18 protein-coding genes are annotated in these 19403 nt (G+C 49.5%); 12 read left to right on the top strand and 6 right to left on the bottom strand.

What is annotated here, in order from left to right; translation table 11 throughout:
- Positions 1-71: 71 nt before the first annotated feature.
- The 8 genes from glgB (at position 72) to J7E21_RS01310 (ending at position 10236) form a co-directional block, all read left to right on the top strand.
- The gene (gene glgB / locus J7E21_RS01345) at positions 72-1955 is read left to right on the top strand and encodes a 1,4-alpha-glucan branching protein GlgB (RefSeq protein WP_215104032.1); all 1884 of its coding nucleotides are present in this window, start codon (positions 72-74) and stop codon (positions 1953-1955) included.
- On the top strand, positions 1952-3100 hold the full coding sequence (locus tag J7E21_RS01340) for a glucose-1-phosphate adenylyltransferase (protein ID WP_215104030.1): 1149 nt from the start codon (positions 1952-1954) through the stop codon (positions 3098-3100). The genes glgB and J7E21_RS01340 overlap by 4 nt, the downstream gene beginning before the upstream one ends.
- Complete coding sequence (locus J7E21_RS01335; protein ID WP_215104028.1) at positions 3097-4119, top strand: GlgC family sugar phosphate nucleotidyltransferase; 1023 nt, start codon at positions 3097-3099, stop codon at positions 4117-4119. Before J7E21_RS01340 ends, J7E21_RS01335 begins: the two co-directional genes overlap by 4 nt.
- Positions 4116-5534 (top strand): glycogen synthase GlgA, encoded by a 1419-nt coding sequence (glgA, locus tag J7E21_RS01330; RefSeq protein WP_215104026.1) that lies wholly within the window; start codon positions 4116-4118, stop codon positions 5532-5534. Before J7E21_RS01335 ends, glgA begins: the two co-directional genes overlap by 4 nt.
- Positions 5535-5548: 14 nt before the next feature.
- The gene (locus J7E21_RS01325) at positions 5549-7933 is read left to right on the top strand and encodes a glycogen/starch/alpha-glucan phosphorylase (protein ID WP_215104024.1); all 2385 of its coding nucleotides are present in this window, start codon (positions 5549-5551) and stop codon (positions 7931-7933) included.
- 20 nt (positions 7934-7953) lie between these two features.
- A complete protein-coding gene (locus J7E21_RS01320) occupies positions 7954-8763 on the top strand; it encodes an SDR family oxidoreductase (RefSeq protein ID WP_215104022.1) in 810 nt (269 codons plus the stop codon).
- A gap of 83 nt (positions 8764-8846) precedes the next feature.
- A complete protein-coding gene (locus J7E21_RS01315; protein WP_215104020.1) occupies positions 8847-9968 on the top strand; it encodes an MBL fold metallo-hydrolase in 1122 nt (373 codons plus the stop codon).
- Positions 9969-9972: 4 nt separating this feature from the next.
- A complete protein-coding gene (locus tag J7E21_RS01310; protein ID WP_215104018.1) occupies positions 9973-10236 on the top strand; it encodes a DUF3006 domain-containing protein in 264 nt (87 codons plus the stop codon).
- Positions 10237-10282: 46 nt separating this feature from the next.
- Here the strand turns inward: J7E21_RS01310 and J7E21_RS01305 are convergent, their stop codons facing one another.
- From J7E21_RS01305 to J7E21_RS01290, 5 genes are all read right to left on the bottom strand, one after another.
- Positions 10283-10582, bottom strand: a complete 300-nt coding sequence (locus J7E21_RS01305) for a DUF3219 family protein (protein ID WP_215104016.1) — start codon at positions 10580-10582, stop codon at positions 10283-10285.
- 3 nt (positions 10583-10585) lie between these two features.
- Positions 10586-11125 carry an acyl-CoA dehydrogenase family protein gene (locus tag J7E21_RS16165; protein WP_251047743.1) on the bottom strand — a complete coding sequence of 180 codons (540 nt, stop codon included), beginning with the start codon at positions 11123-11125 and terminating at the stop codon, positions 10586-10588.
- Positions 11100-11369, bottom strand: a complete 270-nt coding sequence (locus tag J7E21_RS16160; RefSeq protein WP_353047706.1) for an acyl-CoA dehydrogenase family protein — start codon at positions 11367-11369, stop codon at positions 11100-11102. Before J7E21_RS16160 ends, J7E21_RS16165 begins: the two co-directional genes overlap by 26 nt.
- A 219-nt stretch (positions 11370-11588) precedes the next feature.
- The gene (locus J7E21_RS01295) at positions 11589-12674 is read right to left on the bottom strand and encodes a YkvI family membrane protein (protein ID WP_215104014.1); all 1086 of its coding nucleotides are present in this window, start codon (positions 12672-12674) and stop codon (positions 11589-11591) included.
- Between the two features lie 236 nt (positions 12675-12910).
- Complete coding sequence (locus J7E21_RS01290) at positions 12911-13240, bottom strand: YflT domain-containing protein (protein WP_215104012.1); 330 nt, start codon at positions 13238-13240, stop codon at positions 12911-12913.
- 116 nt (positions 13241-13356) lie between these two features.
- On the opposite strand from J7E21_RS01290, the gene J7E21_RS01285 reads away from it, so the two are divergent.
- The 4 genes from J7E21_RS01285 to J7E21_RS01270 all read left to right on the top strand — a co-directional run bounded on the left by J7E21_RS01285 (position 13357) and on the right by J7E21_RS01270 (position 16904).
- Positions 13357-14091, top strand: a complete 735-nt coding sequence (locus J7E21_RS01285) for an MBL fold metallo-hydrolase (RefSeq protein ID WP_215104010.1) — start codon at positions 13357-13359, stop codon at positions 14089-14091.
- Between the two features lie 77 nt (positions 14092-14168).
- Entirely contained in the window at positions 14169-15188 is a 1020-nt protein-coding gene (locus tag J7E21_RS01280) for an LLM class flavin-dependent oxidoreductase (RefSeq protein ID WP_215104009.1), read from the top strand.
- A gap of 85 nt (positions 15189-15273) precedes the next feature.
- Positions 15274-15543 (top strand): hypothetical protein, encoded by a 270-nt coding sequence (locus tag J7E21_RS01275; RefSeq protein ID WP_215104204.1) that lies wholly within the window; start codon positions 15274-15276, stop codon positions 15541-15543.
- 71 nt (positions 15544-15614) lie between these two features.
- A complete protein-coding gene (locus tag J7E21_RS01270; RefSeq protein WP_215104007.1) occupies positions 15615-16904 on the top strand; it encodes a purine/pyrimidine permease in 1290 nt (429 codons plus the stop codon).
- A 43-nt stretch (positions 16905-16947) separates the two neighbouring features.
- Here the strand turns inward: J7E21_RS01270 and pepF are convergent, their stop codons facing one another.
- Entirely contained in the window at positions 16948-18762 is a 1815-nt protein-coding gene (gene pepF / locus J7E21_RS01265) for an oligoendopeptidase F (RefSeq protein WP_215104005.1), read from the bottom strand.
- Positions 18763-19403: the final 641 nt, after the last annotated feature.

Below are 19403 nucleotides of genomic sequence, written 5' to 3'. Positions count from 1 at the left end.
TTAACAAGGATTTTGCATTCCAAATGTAGAATAGAAACAAGACTTAGGTTTTGGAGAAGAGGAGGCGCAACATGGAATTTTTGTTGAGCACGTGGACAGATGAACGATTGCAAGCTTTTCATGAAGGCCGAATGGTGGATGGTTATTTGTATTTCGGCGCACACGCCACAGGAGTGGAAACCACCTTTTCAGTCTGGGCTCCTGATATTGCAGGCATTGACGTTGTCTGTGTGCATCCGAAAACCGAAGAAACTTCCACCTATCCGCTGAAGCAGCATCCGAATGACACGAGCATATGGGGTGTGAGCATCCCCGAAGATTTAACAGGTTGGCTCTATGAATATGCCCTCCGGACTCCACGGGGCGAAGTGCTCTGGAAATCAGACCCTTACGCACAGAAAAGCGAGACGCGTCCATTCACCAAATCGATTGTCTCCGGATTCGGGGAATACCAATGGCCGCTGGAGGTCCTAAAGCGCAAGCAAACTTTGAACGAGCGGCATCTAGAACGCCCGATGGCCATTTACGAAGTCCATATCGGCACATGGAAGCGCAATAAAGACGGTGGATTTTTGACGTATCGCGAGCTGGCGGATAAATTGATTCCGTATGTCCTTTATATGGGCTTCACGCATATTGAGATTTTGCCGATTACGGAGCACCCCCTCGATGAATCGTGGGGCTATCAGACGACTGGTTTTTTTTCGCCGACAGGCCGCTACGGTACTGCTGATGACTTGAGGTATTTCGTCACCGCCTGCACAGAACATGGCATTGGGTTGATCTTGGACTGGGTTCCGGGCCATTTTTGTGTAGACATGCACGGCTTGGCGAGTTTCAATGGCCAAATGCTTTACGAGGAGGCGCGGGAAGAACGCCGCATGAATCCGGACTGGGGAACCTTGAATTTCGATATCAATAAAGGCGAAGTGGTGAGCTTTATACTGTCAAGCGGGCATTATTGGCTGGAAGAATTCAAGTTTGACGGATACCGGATGGACGCGCTCGTCAATTTATTATTCATCCCCAATATAAAAGAACGGCCTCATAATGAAGAAGGGGCTGAATTTCTAAGAACACTGACGAGCAGCTTGAAGCAGCACTATCCGGAGAAATTGTTGATCGCTGAAGATGCTTGGCATTTTCCGAAAGTGACGCATCCGGTCGAAGATGGTGGTGTCGGTTTTGATTACAAATGGAATTTCGGCTGGATGAACGATACGCTCGAATACATGAAAACACCGCCTGAAGAGCGCTCAAAAGCCCACGGCAAAATGAACTTTTCGATGATGTACCAATACGAAGAACGCTATCAAGTGGCTTTTTCACATGATACAGTGGCGGACGGCAGAAAATCCTTATTGAATAAACTGCCGGGAACATTCGAAGAGCGTTTCCGTCAATTGCGCTTGCTGCTTGGATTTTGGATGGCACATCCTGGCAAGAAATTATTGTTCATGGGCCAGGAATACGGCCATTTCGATGAGTGGGAATTCCAACCGGAGCTTGACTGGCAATCGCTTGAAAAGCCTGAGCATAAAGTGATAGCCGTTTTCACGAGAGAGCTGTTAGCATTTTACCGCAATGAACGCGCATTTTTTGAATTGGATGATGAACGCGACGGATTTATGTGGCTTGATGCCGACAATCATGAGCAAAGCGTCGCATCCTTTATCCGCAGGGGGTTTTTGCCGGAAGATGAATGCATTGTGCTGTGTAATTTCTCTAGCCGGCATTATGAACGCTTCCAAGTGGGTGCGCCCCGTAAAGGCCTCTATGAAGAAATATTTTCCACCAATTTAACGCAGTTTGACGGCACTGCACCGCATTTGCAGCAAGCGGCAGAATCGCTTGATGTACCATGCGACAATCAGCATTTCTCATTAGAGCTTGATTTACCGCCGTTCACGATGAGCATCTGGAAAAAAAGAAAAGATGGGAGTGACGCGTTGTGAATGAAAAAATAGTCGCTATGCTTCTCGCCGGTGGCCAAGGAAGCCGCCTCAAATCATTGACCTATGATATCGCAAAGCCCGCCATTCCATACGGCGGAAAATACCGGATCATCGATTTTCCACTGTCGAATTGCACCAATTCGGGCATCAGCACGGTCGGTGTGCTGACGCAGTATCAGCCGCACGCGCTTCACCGCTATATCGGGCTCGGAACGCCTTGGGATTTGGATCGCCACCAGGGCGGGGTGACGATGTTGCCGCCTTATGCTGAAATCGATGGTATCAAATGGTACGCCGGAACAGCCAGTGCCATTTACCAAAATATCAGTTTTCTGCAAAGCTGCGAACCGGATTACGTGCTGATTTTATCGGGTGACCATATTTACAAAATGGATTACGAAAAGCTTGTGGAATACCATAAAGAAAAACAGGCTGACGTCACGATCTCCGTGCTAGAAGTGCCGTGGGAGGATGCGAGCCGTTTCGGCCTCATCGATACGGATGAACAAATGAATGTTACCGAATTCATCGAAAAGCCCGAAAACCCGAAAAGCAATCTCGCATCGATGGGCGTCTACGTATTCGACTGGGAAATACTGGAGCAGTACTTGGAAGAAGACAATGCTATCGAAGAATCGTCCCATGATTTCGGCAAAGACATTTTACCGAAAATGCTGGCAGACCATAAAAAGATGGTGGCGTATCCATTCAAAGGTTATTGGAAAGATGTAGGGACAGTGGATAGTTTATGGGAAGCGAATATGGATTTGCTCGACCCGACAGCTGGCCTTGTGCTTCACGATTCCGCTTGGCGCATCTATTCTTCAAACCCGCAACTCCCGCCGCAAGTCATCACCGAAACCGGAAAAGTGCAGGGGTCGATGGTCAATGAGGGCTGTGTCATTAGTGGAACGGTCAAACACTCGGTTATTTTCCAAAACGTTATGATCGAGAGAGGTGCGGTCGTCGAAGACAGCGTCGTTATGAGCGGGACACATGTCGGGCAAGACGCCCATTTAAAGCGCGTCATCGTCCCACCGGGCGTTGATGTGCCGGAAGGATACCGGCTCATTAACCCGGCAGAAGGCATTACGCTTTTAACGCAAGATCTCATTGATTCATGGAAGGGGAGTGGACAGCAATGAATTTGATGGCCGCAGTAGACGCTTCTGTAAAAGTCGCCGGGCTCCAAGATTTGACGCTTCATCGATCGGTCTCATCGATTCCATTTGCGGGGCGGTACCGGCTGATCGATTTCCCGCTATCGAATATCGTTAACTCGGATATTAATTCAGTCGGTGTTTTTGCTTCCGCTCCATTTGCCTCGTTGATCGACCATATCGGAGTGGGAAAAAGCTGGGATTTGGATCGCCGCAAAGAGGGATTGTTCTTTTTACCGACTACCCATAAAAACGGTGGCATCGCAACGGTAGGCTCGTTTCATGATTTTGAAGAGCATATCCAGTTTTTTGAAAAAAGCCGCCAAACCCATGTTGTCGTGACGAGCAGCTTTGTCGTTGGACAGCTGGATTATAAGGAAATGCTCGCCCATCACTTGGCCTCTGGGGAAGATATTACCGAAGCGGTCGGGGCAACGGGATCATTGAAATCGTATATTCTATCGCGTGAGCTGATATTGGAATTGATTCGCTCGCACAGGGAAAGGCGCATTCTCAGTGTCGAAGACTTAGTGAATTTGAAAAAAGCGCCATATACGTATGGTGTGTACGAATACAAAGGCTATTTCGCTATTATCGATTCCGTGCAACAATACTTTAAAGAGTCGATCGGCTTATTAGATGAGAACAACCGGCGCCTGTTGTTTTTGCCGCAAGCCCCGATTTATACAAAAGTAAAAGATGAACCGCCTACCCTTTACATTGAAGGATCGCATGTATCGATGGCGATGATCGCCAACGGCAGCACAATCATAGGAAATGTCAAAAACAGCATCATCAGCAGGGCGGTGACGGTCGGAAAAAATGCAAGTCTGGAAAAATGCATCATCATGCAGAAATGTACCATTGAAGAAGATTGTGAGCTCGCCTATGTCATTGCCGATAAAGATGTTCACATCGAAAAAGGCGTGAAGTTAACCGGCACGGCCGTACAGCCGATCGTCCTCAGAAAAGGTGAACGGGTAACGAAGGAGGATTCTCAATGAAAATTGTGATGGCCGCTGCGGAATGTGCCCCTTTTGCAAAAGCAGGAGGCTTGGCTGATGTCATCGGGGCATTGCCGCGGGAGTTGACCCGTCTCGGCCACGAGGTGCGGGTCATCCTTCCGAAATATAGTTTGATTCAAGAGTGCTACCAGCAGCACTTCACATTAAAAGAACAGAATTCTTTTTCTTTTAAAGGTGAACAGCATTACGCCGTGTATGAATACGAAGCGCACGGGGTTCGGTTCTTGTTTTTGGAAAATGATGCGTACTTTGAGCGTGACAGCATTTACGGGCCGGACGATGCCGAGCGCTATGCTTTTTTTAGCCGCGCGGTGCTTGATTTCTTGTCGCGCCCGGAAAATCGGCCGGACGTGCTTCACGTCCACGATTGGCATACGGCTGTTTTGCCGTTTTTATTAAAAGAAGATCCGCAGTATCACGAACTGGGAATCCATGTGAAAACGGTGCTGACCATCCATAACCTCCAGTTTCAAGGCAGTTTTCCAAAAGAAGTGTTTTTGGAACAGTACGGTATGGATGAAAGCTTTTATGAAGAGGGACACGTCGAATGGCGCGGCCAGTTTAATTCCTTGAAGACGGGTATTCTGTATGCCGACAAATTGACGACGGTCAGCCCGAGTTACCGCGATGAAATTTTGACGGAAAACTACGGCGAAAAGCTGGAAGGCTTGCTGGTTGAGCGACAATCCGATTTGCTCGGCATCTTGAATGGTATCGATGCCGATACGTATAACCCCGAAACCGACGAACTTATCGCACAAACATACAGCGCTGGCAACCTGGCGGGGAAACGAACGAATAAGAGTGTCATCCAAAAGCGTTGCGGGCTTCCGGAACAGCCGGATGTTCCGCTGCTGGTGATGGTTTCGCGCCTCTCCGGGCAAAAGGGGATCGATGTGTTGGAGCAAGTGTTGCCGGAGTTTTTGGAAGGCGACATGCAGTTTGTGCTGCTCGGTTCAGGGGAAGTGAAGTATGAAGAGTTTTTCCAACGTTTGGAAGTGGATTATGCCGGGAAAGTGTCCGTCCATCTCGGGTTTGATGAAGCATTTGCCCATCAATTGTATGCAGGAGCGGATATTTTCCTTATGCCGTCCCACTTCGAACCGTGCGGATTGAGCCAGTTGATTTCGATGCGCTATGGCACGATCCCGGTCGCGAACCGGACTGGCGGATTGAGTGATACGGTAGACGAATATGATGAAACGGCGCACAGCGGGACAGGCTTTTTGAGTGACTTCAAAAGAGGCGTTCAGTTTGAGGAGGCGCTTTCCCGCGGCCTGTCCTTCTACTACCTGCAGGAGCACTGGAGCGCGCTTGTCCAAAACGGCATGGCAAAAGATTTCTCCTGGTTCCGATCGGCACGTGAGTACGAGAAATTATATACAAGCTTATGAAGGGTGTGTTGGAAATGTTTTCCTCCAAGGAACAATTCAAGGAAGAATTCAACAATCAACTGGCGATGGAAGATGGGGATAAAACAGAGAGCACAGCCTATAAAATAGTTGGTAATATTCTTCGCGAGCAAGTGATGCATGATTGGGAAATTCAGCAAGCCGCCCATCAGCAAAGTGGCGATAAGCAATTGTATTATTTATCGATTGAGTTTTTGCTCGGCCGTTTACTCGGCCAAAATCTGCTCAACCTCGGCTTTTATGAAATGGTAGAAGAAGCGCTTGGAGAACTCGGCTTTAAACTGTCTGAACTTGAAGAGCTGGAACAGGAACCGGGTCTTGGAAACGGCGGCCTTGGCAGGCTAGCGGCATGTTTCCTGGATTCCTTGGCGTCGATCGGTTTGCCGGGACATGGCTGTGGCATCCGTTACCATGGCGGCCTTTTCACGCAGCACTTTATCAAAGGTTTCCAAGTAGAATTGCCGACTGACTGGATCAAAGAAGGGCAAGGGATTGAAGTGAGGCGTGAAGACCTCGCGCTCGATATCCCATTTTATGGGGAAGTGAGTATGAACGTTGAACCGGAAGGTGTGCGGACAGTCCATGAAAATGCCGTATGGGTTAAAGCGGTGCCATACGATATGCCGATTGTCGGCGCACAGGGGGGCACCATCAATACGCTGCGCCTTTGGCAAGCGGAAACATCAGAACGGGCGCTGCCGTATGGCCTTGGCTATTTAGTGCATGAACTTGAAACTGCCAAAATTTCCGATCGTCTTTACCCTGACGATGCGCTCGATTCCGGGAAATTACTGCGTTTGAAACAGCAGTATTTCCTATGCAGCGCTTCGATTCGGACGATTCTTGCGACGCGCAATTTTGATATTGAGGAGTTGCCGGAGAAAGTGGCGATTCAAATCAACGACACCCACCCTGCACTATCGGTGCCGGAACTGATGCGGGCGCTGATGGATGATTATGGGCTCGACTGGGACAAGGCATGGGATTTGACGACACGGACCATTTCCTACACGAACCATACCATCTTGGAAGAAGCGATGGAAAAATGGGAGAGCCATCTTTTAAGCCAATTGCTGCCGCGCGTTTACCTGATTATCGAGGAAATTGACCGGCGCTTCAAGGCAGAGTGGGCACCGAAAAATCTCGATGAGCATACCGCACACAAACTGTCGATTATTGATGGTGGCGTCGTGAAGATGGCCGTGCTAGCGGTAGTGGGCAGCTATAAAGTAAACGGCGTAGCAAAATTGCATACGGAGATTCTGAAAAAGCGCGAAATGAAAGAACTGAATGAGTATTTCCCTGGAAAATTCCATAACAAAACAAATGGCATTACGCATCGGCGTTGGCTGCTCGGGGCAAATCCGGAATTGTCGTCGCTCATTACCGAGAATATCGGTAATGAATGGATCCGCGAACCCGAACAATTGAAAGACCTCGCTTACTTGTCGGACAGCCGGCCGTTTCTAGAAGCGTTCCAGGCAATCAAGCGTTTGAAAAAAGACCAGTTGATCCACCACCTCGAACGAGAGCACAATGTCATCGTTGACCCCGATTCGATTTTTGATATCCATATCAAGCGAATTCACGGCTATAAGCGCCAATTGATGAACATCCTGCACGTCCAGCAATTATACAAACGCATAAAAAGCGATGCGAACTACCGGCCTTACCCTCGGACCTTCCTGTTCGGCGGAAAAGCGGCACCGAGCTATCATTTTGCGAAACAAGTGATTAAATTGATCAATACGGTCGCTGCGCGCGTCAATAATGACCCGGTCGCAAGACGCCATTTGCATATTGTTTTCGTCGAAAACTATAACGTCGGCCATGCAGAATTCATGATCCCTTCGGCGGACATCAGCGAACAGATTTCCACAGCTTCAAAAGAAGCGTCCGGGACGGGCAATATGAAATTCATGATGAACGGTGCACTGACGCTCGGCACCTATGACGGGGCAAATGTAGAGATTTTCGATGCGGTCGGCGAGGAAAACGCCTTCGTTTTCGGCATGAGTTCTGACGAAATCATGCGCTTTGAACACGATGGGACATATAATCCGATGGATATTATTGAACACGACCCGTGCATCCGGGAAGCGCTAGAAGAACTCGCGCGCGGGGAGTGGTCGGATGGTCCGTATAATTCCGACTTTATCCTCCGGCAATTGACCGGGGAGAGAGATCCGTATTTCGTTTTGAAAGATTTGGCGGATTATGCGCGGACGCACGACCGCGTGATGGATGCCTATAGCCGTCCGGTGGAATGGGCCGGCATGTGTGTGAAAAATATCGCCGCTTCCGGTGTGTTTTCAAGCGACCGGACAATCCGGCAGTATTCCGAAGAGGTTTGGGGATTATCGAAAGTTCCGACCAACTAAAATCGGCAGGAGGAAAAGAGATGGCTCAAGAAAACTTTGATAACACCGATTTGCCCGAATATAAAGCGAGCGGCGCATTGGAAGGGAAAGTAGCAATCGTCACAGGAGCGAGCAGCGGCATAGGCCAAGCCGTCGCCGTCGCTTATGCAAAAGAAGGCGCCCGTGTCGTCATCGGCTATTTAGGTGATGATGAAGGAGCTGGGAAAACGCTGCGCCTGATCCGTGAATACGGGGGAGAAGGGCGCGCTCTTAGCGGAGATCTCGGCAAATCGGAAAACTGCGATGAGCTCGTGCGATTTACGCTTGATGAGTTCGGCGCATTGGATATCGTTGTCAATAATGCGGGCTATCAATATCCACAAACCTCGCCGCTTGATATTAGTGACGAGCAATTGCTCAAAACTTTTGAAATTAAGGCATTTGCGATGTTTTATTTAGTGCGTGCGGCTTTGCCGCATTTGAAAAAAGGTTCACGCATCATCAATACGGCATCGATCAATGCCTACCGCGGACATTCAGATCTGATCGACTACTCGGGGGCGAATGGGGCGATGGTCGCCATGACCCGTTCGCTAGCCCGCCGTCTCGTGCGGGAAGAGATCGCTGTAAACGGCATCGCACCCGGCCCGATCTGGACACCGCTCATTCCGAAAACCTTCGGGGGTCTGAACCCGAACGTTGGGGACGATTTCGGCGAAGATGTGCCTGCTGGACGGCCAGGACAGCCGTATGAACTTGTGAAAGCCTACGTGTTCTTAGCGGATCCGCAAAATTCCTATATGACCGGACAGTTTTTGCATATGAATGGCGGCGACTATATGTCGACATAAAGCGCGGGGCAACCCGTGCTTTTTATGTGGAATTATCGCGTCTTTCACTCCCTATGGTAAAATTCCGGTAAGAGGTGGAAATCATGAAAAAGATAATGTGGCTTACTGCCTGGCTCGTGATGTTCCTGGCCGGCTGTATGCCGCTAGGTGAAAACGCAGAACGGCCAGCGACAGGGGCGGCGCAGCCCGAAATAGCACAGCCGGAAACAACGACGACAACAACGCAAGAGGAAGAAGTGGGAGGGCTCACCGTCCATTACATCGATGTCGGCCAAGGCTCTGCAGCATATTTGGAATGGGACGGCTATTCAATGCTCATTGATGCGGGCAATTGGAATACGGCTGATGCACTCGCGTATTTGGATGGGCTGGAAGTGGAGAACATCGATATTGCTGTCGGGACCCATCCGGATGCCGACCATATCGGACAGCTGGCACGCGTCATCGAAACCTATGAAGTGGGGGAAGTGTGGATGTCAGGCAACAGCAGTTCATCCAATACATTCATCCGCACTTTGGAAGCGATCGATGAAGCAGGAATTTCGTACGTGGAACCTCGCCGCGGGGACGTCTATGATGTCGAAGCGCTGGAAATCGAAGTGCTTCATCCCGAGCAGTTGAGCGGCGATTCGAATAGGGATTCTTTGTCGTTCCGCATCAGCTACGGAGAAACGGCGTTTATCTTTACAGGTGATGCCGATATTCAGGCAGAGCAGGAAATGATCGATAGCGGATTGGAGCTTGAAGCGGATGTTTTATTGATGGGGCATCATGGATCGAATACGTCTACAGGCCAAGCGTTTTTGCAGGCCGTCCAGTCTGACGTGGCGATTTACAGCGCCGGAGAAGGAAACGCTTATGGCCATCCGTATGCCGAAGTGCTGGCAGCCGCTGAAAATGCAGGAGCGGCAGTTTATGGCACCGATGTTAATGGCACCATCATCGTCGAAACCGACGGCCAAGAATACACTGTTGAAACAACAAGGGAAGGCGTCGCCAAAGAAGGCAGCAACCGCTGCATCGATATCAACAAAGCGTCTTCTGCAGAACTTGCCGAACTGACGGGCATCGGCGAGGCGTTGGCGGAAGTAATCATCAAAGAGCGGCCATTTGAAACGCTCGATGATTTGACGCGCGTCAGTGGCATCGGCCAAGGAAAATTGGACGGGTTAAAAGAACAAGGACTAGCTTGTGTGGGGGAGTGAGCAGATGAAAGGTGTATTGGATCGTTTTGAAGACGGCGGTGTGGCCGTTATCATCGCAGAAGAAGCCGGCCGCGAATTTCATGTGCCGCTCCGCTATTTGCCGGAAGGCAGTAAACGTGGCATGTGGTTCAGACTGACCGTAGAGCAAGGGCGTGTCGTGGATGTCGAAGCAGATGTGCATGAAAGCAAGGTGCACGCTGAAAAAGCCGAAGGGCTGATGGAGCGGCTGCGGAATGAAAAATCAGAAAGCCGGTTCAAGCGGCGCTGAAATAAAAGCGTGTGGAGATTTTTCTCCACACGCTTTTTAATAGTGTTCAGCTTTTGGGTTGCAAGGGGATCTCGGTAAGTTCCACGTGGTAATCGGCCACTTCATTGCCTTTGTAGAGGTTTGTCGTATCGGTGAAGTAATTGGAAATAGAGGCGTCAAACGCCAGGTTTCCATGTGGAATGCGGACATGGAAGTTCATTTCATACAGCAAGACGGCAATATCATGATACGCATCACTCGTTACTTTAAAATCACAGACGACATGTCTTCGGCCGTCTTGTAGTGTGTGGACATCGAGTTTGACCGTTTCGATTGCATGTCCGTTCAGTTGGATGGTTTCGCTCATACTCTATTCCTCCGTTTCTTTTAGTGAAAAGTTGGCGATGGCGCGCGAGGCAAGTCTGGCTTTGACCATATCGCCCATCGGCGGGTTGTAAAGTCCGGCGCGGACATTCAAATAATAGCGGTGCATCGGATTGGACTCGGACAATGCGCGGGAACCGACGATCTTCATGACATCGAGAGCTTCCTGCATAGCGAATTTATCTTCCGCCTGCTCGTAGCGTTCGGCCGTGCCATAGAGCAGCTGCCTGGCGGTCGTCAGTTCCAGTTCCATGACGCCGATGATCTGTTGGATTGCGGGAGTGCTGGTAATGGGAATCCTGACGTTGGTCAGCCGCAGCGTCTGGCTCGCTGTTCCTTTCATCGCCAGCATATCCCATGTTTCTTCAATGGTGACGCCGTCCGCTTTCGCTGGAATGATGACCTGATCCTCGTCGTCGGTTGCTGTAACGAAAAAATAATCGAGTGCCGGAGCCGCCGACACATAGGTTTTTTCGCCGTTTACCACCAGTTCGTTTCCGTTAAAAGCGGCGCGTGTTCTCGGCATAGCGGACTGCCGGCATTTTTTGGGTTGCCGCTGTATTGACGAGTGCCCCGTTTACCAGTTCGGGTAATAGCCAGTCGGCCGCTTCCTTTTTCCAGTGGCCGCTCTCTGTGTATTCCAACAGGATGCCGGCGTGCCATCCAATCGAAAGCGCCGTCTCGAGGGAGCTTTGCGCGATCGCTTCCTGGGCGAGGACATAGCTGTAGAGGCTGAAGCCTTGGCCACCGAATTTTTTCGGCAAGGTGATGAGTGGGTAATGGATGTCTTTCAGTGCATCGAAGTTGGCGAAGGGAAAAGCGCCATCAGCACCGAGCTAAGCTTCCCGGGCTGAAAAATCTGGACCCAGCCGATGGATTTGGCTGAGCAATTGTTTTTGCTCATAGGTTTTGGCGAATGAATTCATCTTCCGGCCCCTTTCCGAAAATCGATACAATAACGGTACCATTAAAAAAACACCGAAGCACGGTTAAGTGCTTTGGTGTCTGATTTTCTCTGCGCGTGTTGCTTGTCTTTTTGGTCTCTTAATATCGGCATAGATCAATGCTCCGACGAGGAAGAGGCCTAAATAGCCGACGATCGGGTAGAACAGGCTGACGAGTTTCGTGAAGCCGACGAAGCTTAATACATAAGCGACAACACCGACAACAATGACGAAAATGCGGAATTTCGGTGTCCCCATCGGCACGAAACGTGCGGAGAAGGAGAACAGCATGCTGACGCCGGTGTTGTAGATCATGCCGAACAAAATGACCGACATGAAAATACCGAGTGCAGGCGATAGGTCATTGGCGATTTGGAGCATCGGCATTTCTGCAGAGCCGACCACATCGACTTTCGAAAAAATCGCCAAGTGGCTCAAGATGATTAAAACCCCGAGGCCGAGACCGCCGAAAAAGCCGCCGCGTGCTGCGATTTTTTCATCTTTTTCTGTACCGCCCATGACGATGGCCATCGAAGCGCCGACCGCGATGTTGAACGATACATAGTTGATGGCCGAGAGCCACCAGTTTTGTACAGCTGAAGATTGTTCGTTGGCGACGGATTCAAGCGCTGTAAACGAGCCGTCCATCGTCACTAAACTATAAGCAGCAAGGCCGACAACTGCGAGAACCAAAAATGGTGTGATGCTGCCGATGATGTTGATGACTTTTTTGACGTTCAGCATGATTGTCAGGGTAATCAAGACAACCATGACCGTGCTGCCGAGAGCAGCAGACAACCCGAATTGTTGGGAGAAGATCGAACCGGCGCCGGCAATCATGACGACCCCTACACCGAACAAAGTTAAAATGATGATGTAATCGACAATCGTCCCGATCAAACGGCCGCTGATGCCAAAAATCGCTTCCTTATGGGAAGTGGTGCGCATGCGGCTGCCTAGGCGCGTCAAGCTCATGCCGAGATATGCAAAAAGCGCAGTGGCGATGACGGCTGCCACAGTTCCCATATAACCGAAACTAGTGAAATACTGCAGAATTTCCTGCCCGGAAGCGAAACCGGCACCGACAATGATCCCTATGAAGGCGCTTCCCATTTTGATACTTTTAAACATCTTGCTCCCCCTCGTTTAGCGTGCTAGTTTACAAGTTTGAAAATTAACCTTTTTCAAATATAGCAAAAATGAACCGTTTTCACAAACGGATTCCGAAAAAAGAGTATTTTACTAGGGTGGCTAAAAGTATGGTTATTCATAATAGTGTTTCTAGTATAACGATTCATCGTAAGCTCGGAGGAAAAATACCCATAAAAAAACTCTGCGGAATGTTATCCGCAGAGTTTTTTTATTCATTAAGAGTGGTCTTTGTTGGCAACGATGACCAATTTGCCTGTGTCGAGCACTTCTTCGTATTCGTCTGCTTCTTGTTTCGTCAATCCGGCAGCTTCAAGTTTAGCGCGCAATTCATCGCCGCGGGAAGAAGTCATGTTTTTCATGCTGTTCAAGAATCCTTGCTCTTTCATGCCGACAGCTTCTGTGTCGAGTGCTTTCGTGATGTCTTTCGTGCGTTTTGGGTCATGAGCGAAAATGTAGATATCGTCATGTGTAAATCCTTGCGTTTCAAGCTTTTCAATTTCTGCTTTTGCTTGCACTGCGTTTTCAACTGATAGTTTAATTACCAAAACGAATCCCTCCAATATTTTCTTTTCCCTTCATATATACCACGTACAGAAACTCTTAAACAAGCAGCTGTGGACTGAAATGATATACTGAGGAAAAACTAGAGGAGTGGATTAATGTGAACATTACGCCAATCGGCATTTGGGGCGGCTACCCGAACAAAAATGAAGCGACTTGCGCGTATTTGATCGAACAGGACGATTTCCGCTGCTTGCTCGACTGCGGCAGCGGGGTAGTCGCTGCAGTGCAGAATTACACCGAATTGAAAGACATCGATGCGGTCATCATCAGTCATTACCATCCCGATCACGTGGCCGATATCGGCGTTTTGCAGCATGCAGCTATGGTCGGGATGCAATTGAAGGAATGGGAGGTGCCGCTGCCGATCTATGCGCACGATAAAGACGCACAAGGATTTGCGGCGCTTTCCTATAAAGGGGTGACCGAAGGCAGGGCGATTCAGGTTGATGATACGCTCCAACTTGGCCCGTTCGAAGTGACATTTTGCGAGACGGATCATCCGGCTTATTGCCTGGCGATGAGATTTACAGATGGCAAGAGCACAGCGGTCTTTACGGCGGATACCGCGTGGAAAGAAGAACTGGTCGCCTTTTCCGAAGGTGCGGATCTACTCGTTTCGGAGTCTAATCTATACGAGAAATATCTCGGCATCATTCAAGGGCATATGAGTGGCAGCCAGGCAGGCCAACTTGCCACGCAAGCTTCAGCGAAACAGCTTGTATTGACCCATCTGCCCCAATACGGCGAATTGTCCGAGATTCTGGCACAAGCGCAGAAAAATTACAGCGGTGACGTAGCGTTTGCTGAAATCGGCAAAGTCTACAAATTGTAAGGAATGCAGATAGTTTGAATTTGAAGGAATTCCCTCTTATCCTTAAAGCATCCGATCGGATGAAAGGAAGTTGACACATGACACAACAAGCACAAGGGCTAACGGTTTCTGTGCTGGACCTCGTTCCGGTACGCCAAGGCCATACAGTACATCAGGCATTTGAAGATATGAAGCAGCTTGCACAGCATGCTGAACAGCTCGGCTATAAACGGTTCTGGCTGTCTGAGCATCACAACACGCCGACGCTCGCGAGTTCTGCGACGTCCATCCTCATCTCAAAAGTACTCGAAGCGACGGATACGATCGAAGTCGGCTCCGGCGGCATCATGCTGCCGAACCATACGCCGCTCGTGGTGGCCGAACAATTCGGAACGCTTGAGACGATGCATCCGGGACGGGTGAACCTCGGACTTGGCCGTGCGCCAGGGACCGATATGCAAACAGCCCGTGCGCTGCGCCGGACGACTCAGGAAACCGCGTTCCAGTTTCCGGAAGACATCGAAGAACTGCAGCGCTATTTAGGCCCGATTGAAGAACAGCACGCAGTCAAAGCGCATCCGGGTGTCGGAACGGAAGTGCCGCTGTTTATTCTCGGTTCGAGTACGTCAAGTGCGGTGCTCGCGGCGAAGCTAGGCTTGCCTTATGCTTTTGCCGCCCACTTCGCTCCGCAGCAGCTCGAATCGGCGCTTGCCATTTACCGGAGCCGTTTTGAACCTTCGGAAAAATGGGCGGAGCCGTATATTATCGCCTGCGTCAATGTCGTCGCGGCAGAGAGTGCGGAAGAAGCGGAACAGCTTGCGACGTCCGGCGAGCAGTTTTATTTGAATGTCGTCCGTGGTACGAAAAACCCTTTGATGCCGCCTGTGGATACGATGGATGGCCGCTGGAGCCATGCGGAAGAAGCGATGGTCAACTCGATGGCTCGCTATACGTTCAAAGGCGATATGGAACAATTGAGCGAGGAAATCAGCCGCTTTGCAGGCCGTTTGCAAATCGATGAATTGATGGCCGTATCGTATATATACGATCAGGACAAGCGCAAACGCTCGTATGAAATCCTCAAAGAAGCAGCGTCGAATGCCATCCGATTGCCATGAAATGTTCACCAGAAAGACCGTAACTGCTGATGAGTTTCATGTATAATACTATGGAAACTTGAAGTTTAAAGGTGGTAAAAATTTTATGGAATTTCTCTATTTTCCTGACGATAAATCCGAATACATTCCGGGAATCATCTCGATTATCATCATTTTTATCTTGTCGATCCTCATTGTTTGGCTGTTGATGAAAGCTTCCCGCAAGCAAGTGGACAGCTTGAATGACCAAGGCTACCCGATGGTCTATGACCGCGGTGAGACACGGAAAAAGTCCGACCAGCAAGCACCGACGCAAAAACCGAATACACCAGAAGAGCCGATTGAACCAAACGGCACGCCAACGAAAAAGCCCTGATGCTTCAGGGCTTTTTCTAGTGCTGGTTCATGTATAATGGGGAAATAATTTAAATGAAAAGGGATGCACTTATGACTAAAAGTTTAGCAGGCGGCGTACAGTGGGCGATTTTTTTGATTGCTTCCTCGATTGCTGCCCCCGTTGCCATCGCAAATATTTTCGGCATGGATACAGCCGATACAGCGCTGTTTTTGCAGCGTACGATTTTCGTCCTCGGAATCGCCTGCCTGATTCAGGCATTGATCGGCCATCGCTTGCCGATCAATGAAGGCCCGGCTGGTCTTTGGTGGGGGATTTTCATCGTTTACGCCGGACTTGTCGGCGTTTTGTATTCGACTGCTGCAGAATCTTTGCAAGTGTTGCAAAGCGGTTTGTTCTACAGCGGCATTTTATTTATCCTTTTCGCGGTGACGGGCCTTGTCGACAAACTCAAACGATTTTTCACGCCGACCGTCACTTTTGTCTATTTGCTGCTGCTCGTTTTGCAGATCAGTGAATCGATCATGAAAGGCTTGTTCGGCATCGTGTCTGAAGGGGACCTACTCGATGGGCCTGTGCTGTTGGCAGCGATCGCTGTCATCCTGATGACTTTTTATTTCATGGTACACCGCTCGCCGTTCGTCAGCCGTTATTCAGTGCTGCTGTCCATCGCTTTTGGCTGGCTGCTGTTTTGGCTCATCGGCAAAGCGCCAAGCATCCCGAAAACTGAAGGGGCATGGCTGGCGTTCCCGGAGATGCTCGTCTTCGGTCCGCTCATCTTTGATGGGGGGATGCTTGTTACGGCGCTATTTTTGACTGTGCTGCTGATCGCCAATATGATGGCTTCCGTGCGGGTCATGGAAAGCTTGTTGAAAAACGCATTTTCAATCCAGACAGAAGACCGGATGAAGCAGGCGTCGGTGGCTTCAGGATTTAACCATCTGCTTGCAGGATTGTTTTCTTCTGTTGGCCCTGTACCGATTTCCGGCGCTGCTGGATTTGTCAGCGCGACACGGACGACGGGTCTGCGGCCGTTTATCGTCGGGGGTATCATCGTCGCGTTCGTCAGCTTGTTTCCTCAGCTGATGGCGGTGCTCGCTGCATTGCCGGCGCCGGTCGCATACGCCGTCATTTTTGCGATTTTCTCCAAAATGGTGGAAATGGCCTTCAACGAACTGGAAACGGAAGAAAACCGCAGACGTTCGTATAAAGTTGCGGCATTCGGTTTGATGACGGGCGTCGGTTTGATGTTCATCCCATCCGACAGCATGGCTGAACTGCCATCAGCGGTCGCGGCGATTCTGTCCAATGGATTGATCTCAGGTACGGTAATCGCGATCTTTATCGAACAAATGCTAATCCACTTTACGCGTTCAACTTAAAACAGGCGGTAAAAGGAGTGTTCCTTTTACCGCCTGTTTTTGTTTATTCCTGATTTTCGATTTCTTCGGTCAAGCGCTCGAGTTCATCGATCAATTCGCCGATATAGGCGATCGTATCGCGGAGCGGCTGTTCGGTCGTAATGTCGACGCCGGCCATTTTGGACAATTCAACGGGCGTTTTCGTACCGCCTGCATTTAAGACTTGGATCCATTCATCGACTGCCGGCTGGCCTTCTGCCAAGATGCGTTTGGACACTTGAGTGGAAATGGTCAAGCCTGCACTGTACGTATACGGGTAAAGCCCCATATAGTAATGCGGCTGGCGCATCCACGTCAATTCCGCGCCTTCGGTAATTTCCACATCGTCTCCCCAGAACTCTTCGAGTACGCCGCGTTTCAGTGCATTGAGCGTGCCGGCATTGACGTTTTCCCCGGCGTCCACTTTCTTGTACACTTCGCGCTGATAGGCCGCTTCGAGCAAATGGGTGACGAAATTATGGTAATATGTTCTCGCGACGATCGAAGAAATGACCCAGCGTTTGAATTTCGGGTCTTCCGAGCTTTTCAGCAAATGGTTCGCCACGAGCATTTCGTTCATCGTCGATGGTGCTTCGATGAAATAAAGCGAAGGTCGGGCATTGAACAAATTCTGTTCGCGGTTCGCGTGATAGAAATGTCCGGCATGGCCAAGTTCATGCGCCAGGACGAACACTTCGTTCATGCGGCCGGTCCAGGAAATGAGGATATACGGATGGTCGCCATATGGACTCGCGCAAAAGGCGCCCGTCGACTTGCCTTTGTTCTGTGCAAAATCGATCCAGCGTTCTTTGTATGAACGTTCCACCATATCTAAATAATCCGGGCCCATAATGCCGAGTGCCTCGTTGATATATTGTTTGGATTCTTCCACGGTAACTTCCGGATCGTATGTCGGATCCAGGGAGATCTTCAGGTCGGCAAAAGTCATTTTGTCCAATCCGTGCGCTTTTTGCAACAAGCGTGCATATTTACGCATATGCGGAGCGAGTTCGGTTTTGATCAAATCGATTTGGCGGTCGTAAAGGCTGCGGTCGACTTCCTGGTTGAACAGCAGATAATCGAAAATGTCTCCGTAGCCGCGCAAATCCGCTGTCGTTTTCTCGGTTTGCAATTGCATGTCGTATGTTTTGGCCGTAGTGTGCTGGTAGTCGCGCAATTTTTCGGAAAAAGCCTTGAATGCGGCGCGGCGCAAATCGGTGTCGGTTTCCGCTTCCCAGTCGCCTTCAAACGATACGTAGCTGAGTGGATGGGATTTTCCCCCGACCTCAAAATCAGGGAAGTTCATATCGACCATTTTCGTCGTATTGTAAAGTCCGTAAGGAGCCTGGAAAACGGAAGAATAAGCAGCCAAGCTTTTTTCGGCAGCAGGGTGCAATTGATACGGTTTTTTCTTCAGCAGCTTCTTTAAGTATCCTTCAAATTCAGAGGACTCGTCCATCGCTTGTTTCAGCGTTTCTTCCGGCAATGCCAGAAGTTCACTTGTCACAAAAGCGAGGCGGCTGCTGATTTTTGCGGCGAACGCGCTGTATTTCCCAGCACGCATTTGTGCTTTTGGGTCGGTTTGGTCGGTGCTGTACGATAAGCTGGCATAAGTGCTTGGAGCGACTAGCTTTTCAGCAAGGGCCAGATAAGCGCTAAGCGCTTCGAGTGCGGACGGGGCATCGGTGATGTTCCTTTGAAATTGCTCTGCAAATGCAGCGGTTTTCTGATCCAGCTCTTCCAACGCCGCATTGAAAGCTTGCGGGCTTTCCATCAAGCTGTCGAGATTCCATGTTTCTTCTATTGATACTTCTGAACGCAACGGTAAGCTTTTAACCAATGAACTTTCTCTCCTTTATATTACGGATGTCGAACTAATTCTAAGTATAGAGCTCAAACAGCTAAAAGTAAAAAAGTTTAAAAATTAATAAGAATATTTTAAAAATTAGGTTTATTATAAATCCAGCAGGGTATTGAATAGTACAAGGCGGAATGACCGTCAGAAGATACGAACGGTTTTAACCGGAATCGCCTTCTGGCGAGAAAATGCACAGCCTTGGCGGAAAATTTGCTTTACTGGCGATACAGCTCTTGTCGGGAACCAGATGAAAATGGTTCAACCCAAAACAAGTTTTAACAGTAACGGTTAGGTTTTTTGTGGAAGTGCAACTGAACGCCTGGCTGCAAAGTTTATTGATCACTGTGAAGTATATGTGAGAAATCCAAAGACAGCCAGCGCCACTAAACTGCATAGGCGGGAGTTTGATTCGCCAACATGTACGTTTGTAGAAGAATTGAATAGAATTTTCCGCGTGCGAAAATCCTCCAAGGAACAACCGGAGGATGGAAAAGGGAAAGCATGATCCGAGTTTTTGGGATCGTGCTTTTTCTATTGTTTTTCAGTCGAAACCGTAAAATTTAATGAAGCAAGCAGGCTTCCGGCGAACGATGTGGAATGTAGAAGAGACGACTGACGAAGGA

The organism is Planococcus sp. ISL-109 (assembly GCF_018613655.1).
In the GTDB taxonomy this organism is placed as follows: domain Bacteria; phylum Bacillota; class Bacilli; order Bacillales_A; family Planococcaceae; genus Planococcus.
This window is presented reverse-complemented; position numbering and strand designations above follow the sequence as displayed.

Coding starts and splice junctions, on each gene's coding strand:
- J7E21_RS01270 (WP_215104007.1), top strand. CDS start 15,615: ATGACTAAAAGTTTAGCAGGCGGCGTACAGTGGGCGATTTTTTTGATT.
- J7E21_RS16165 (WP_251047743.1), bottom strand. CDS start 11,125: ATGCCGAGAACACGCGCCGCTTTTAACGGAAACGAACTGGTGGTAAAC.
- J7E21_RS01305 (WP_215104016.1), bottom strand. CDS start 10,582: ATGAGCGAAACCATCCAACTGAACGGACATGCAATCGAAACGGTCAAA.
- J7E21_RS01335 (WP_215104028.1), top strand. CDS start 3,097: ATGAATTTGATGGCCGCAGTAGACGCTTCTGTAAAAGTCGCCGGGCTC.
- J7E21_RS01295 (WP_215104014.1), bottom strand. CDS start 12,674: ATGTTTAAAAGTATCAAAATGGGAAGCGCCTTCATAGGGATCATTGTC.
- J7E21_RS01320 (WP_215104022.1), top strand. CDS start 7,954: ATGGCTCAAGAAAACTTTGATAACACCGATTTGCCCGAATATAAAGCG.
- J7E21_RS01280 (WP_215104009.1), top strand. CDS start 14,169: ATGACACAACAAGCACAAGGGCTAACGGTTTCTGTGCTGGACCTCGTT.
- J7E21_RS01310 (WP_215104018.1), top strand. CDS start 9,973: ATGAAAGGTGTATTGGATCGTTTTGAAGACGGCGGTGTGGCCGTTATC.
- glgA (WP_215104026.1), top strand. CDS start 4,116: ATGAAAATTGTGATGGCCGCTGCGGAATGTGCCCCTTTTGCAAAAGCA.
- J7E21_RS01275 (WP_215104204.1), top strand. CDS start 15,274: ATGGAATTTCTCTATTTTCCTGACGATAAATCCGAATACATTCCGGGA.
- J7E21_RS01325 (WP_215104024.1), top strand. CDS start 5,549: ATGTTTTCCTCCAAGGAACAATTCAAGGAAGAATTCAACAATCAACTG.
- J7E21_RS01315 (WP_215104020.1), top strand. CDS start 8,847: ATGAAAAAGATAATGTGGCTTACTGCCTGGCTCGTGATGTTCCTGGCC.
- glgB (WP_215104032.1), top strand. CDS start 72: ATGGAATTTTTGTTGAGCACGTGGACAGATGAACGATTGCAAGCTTTT.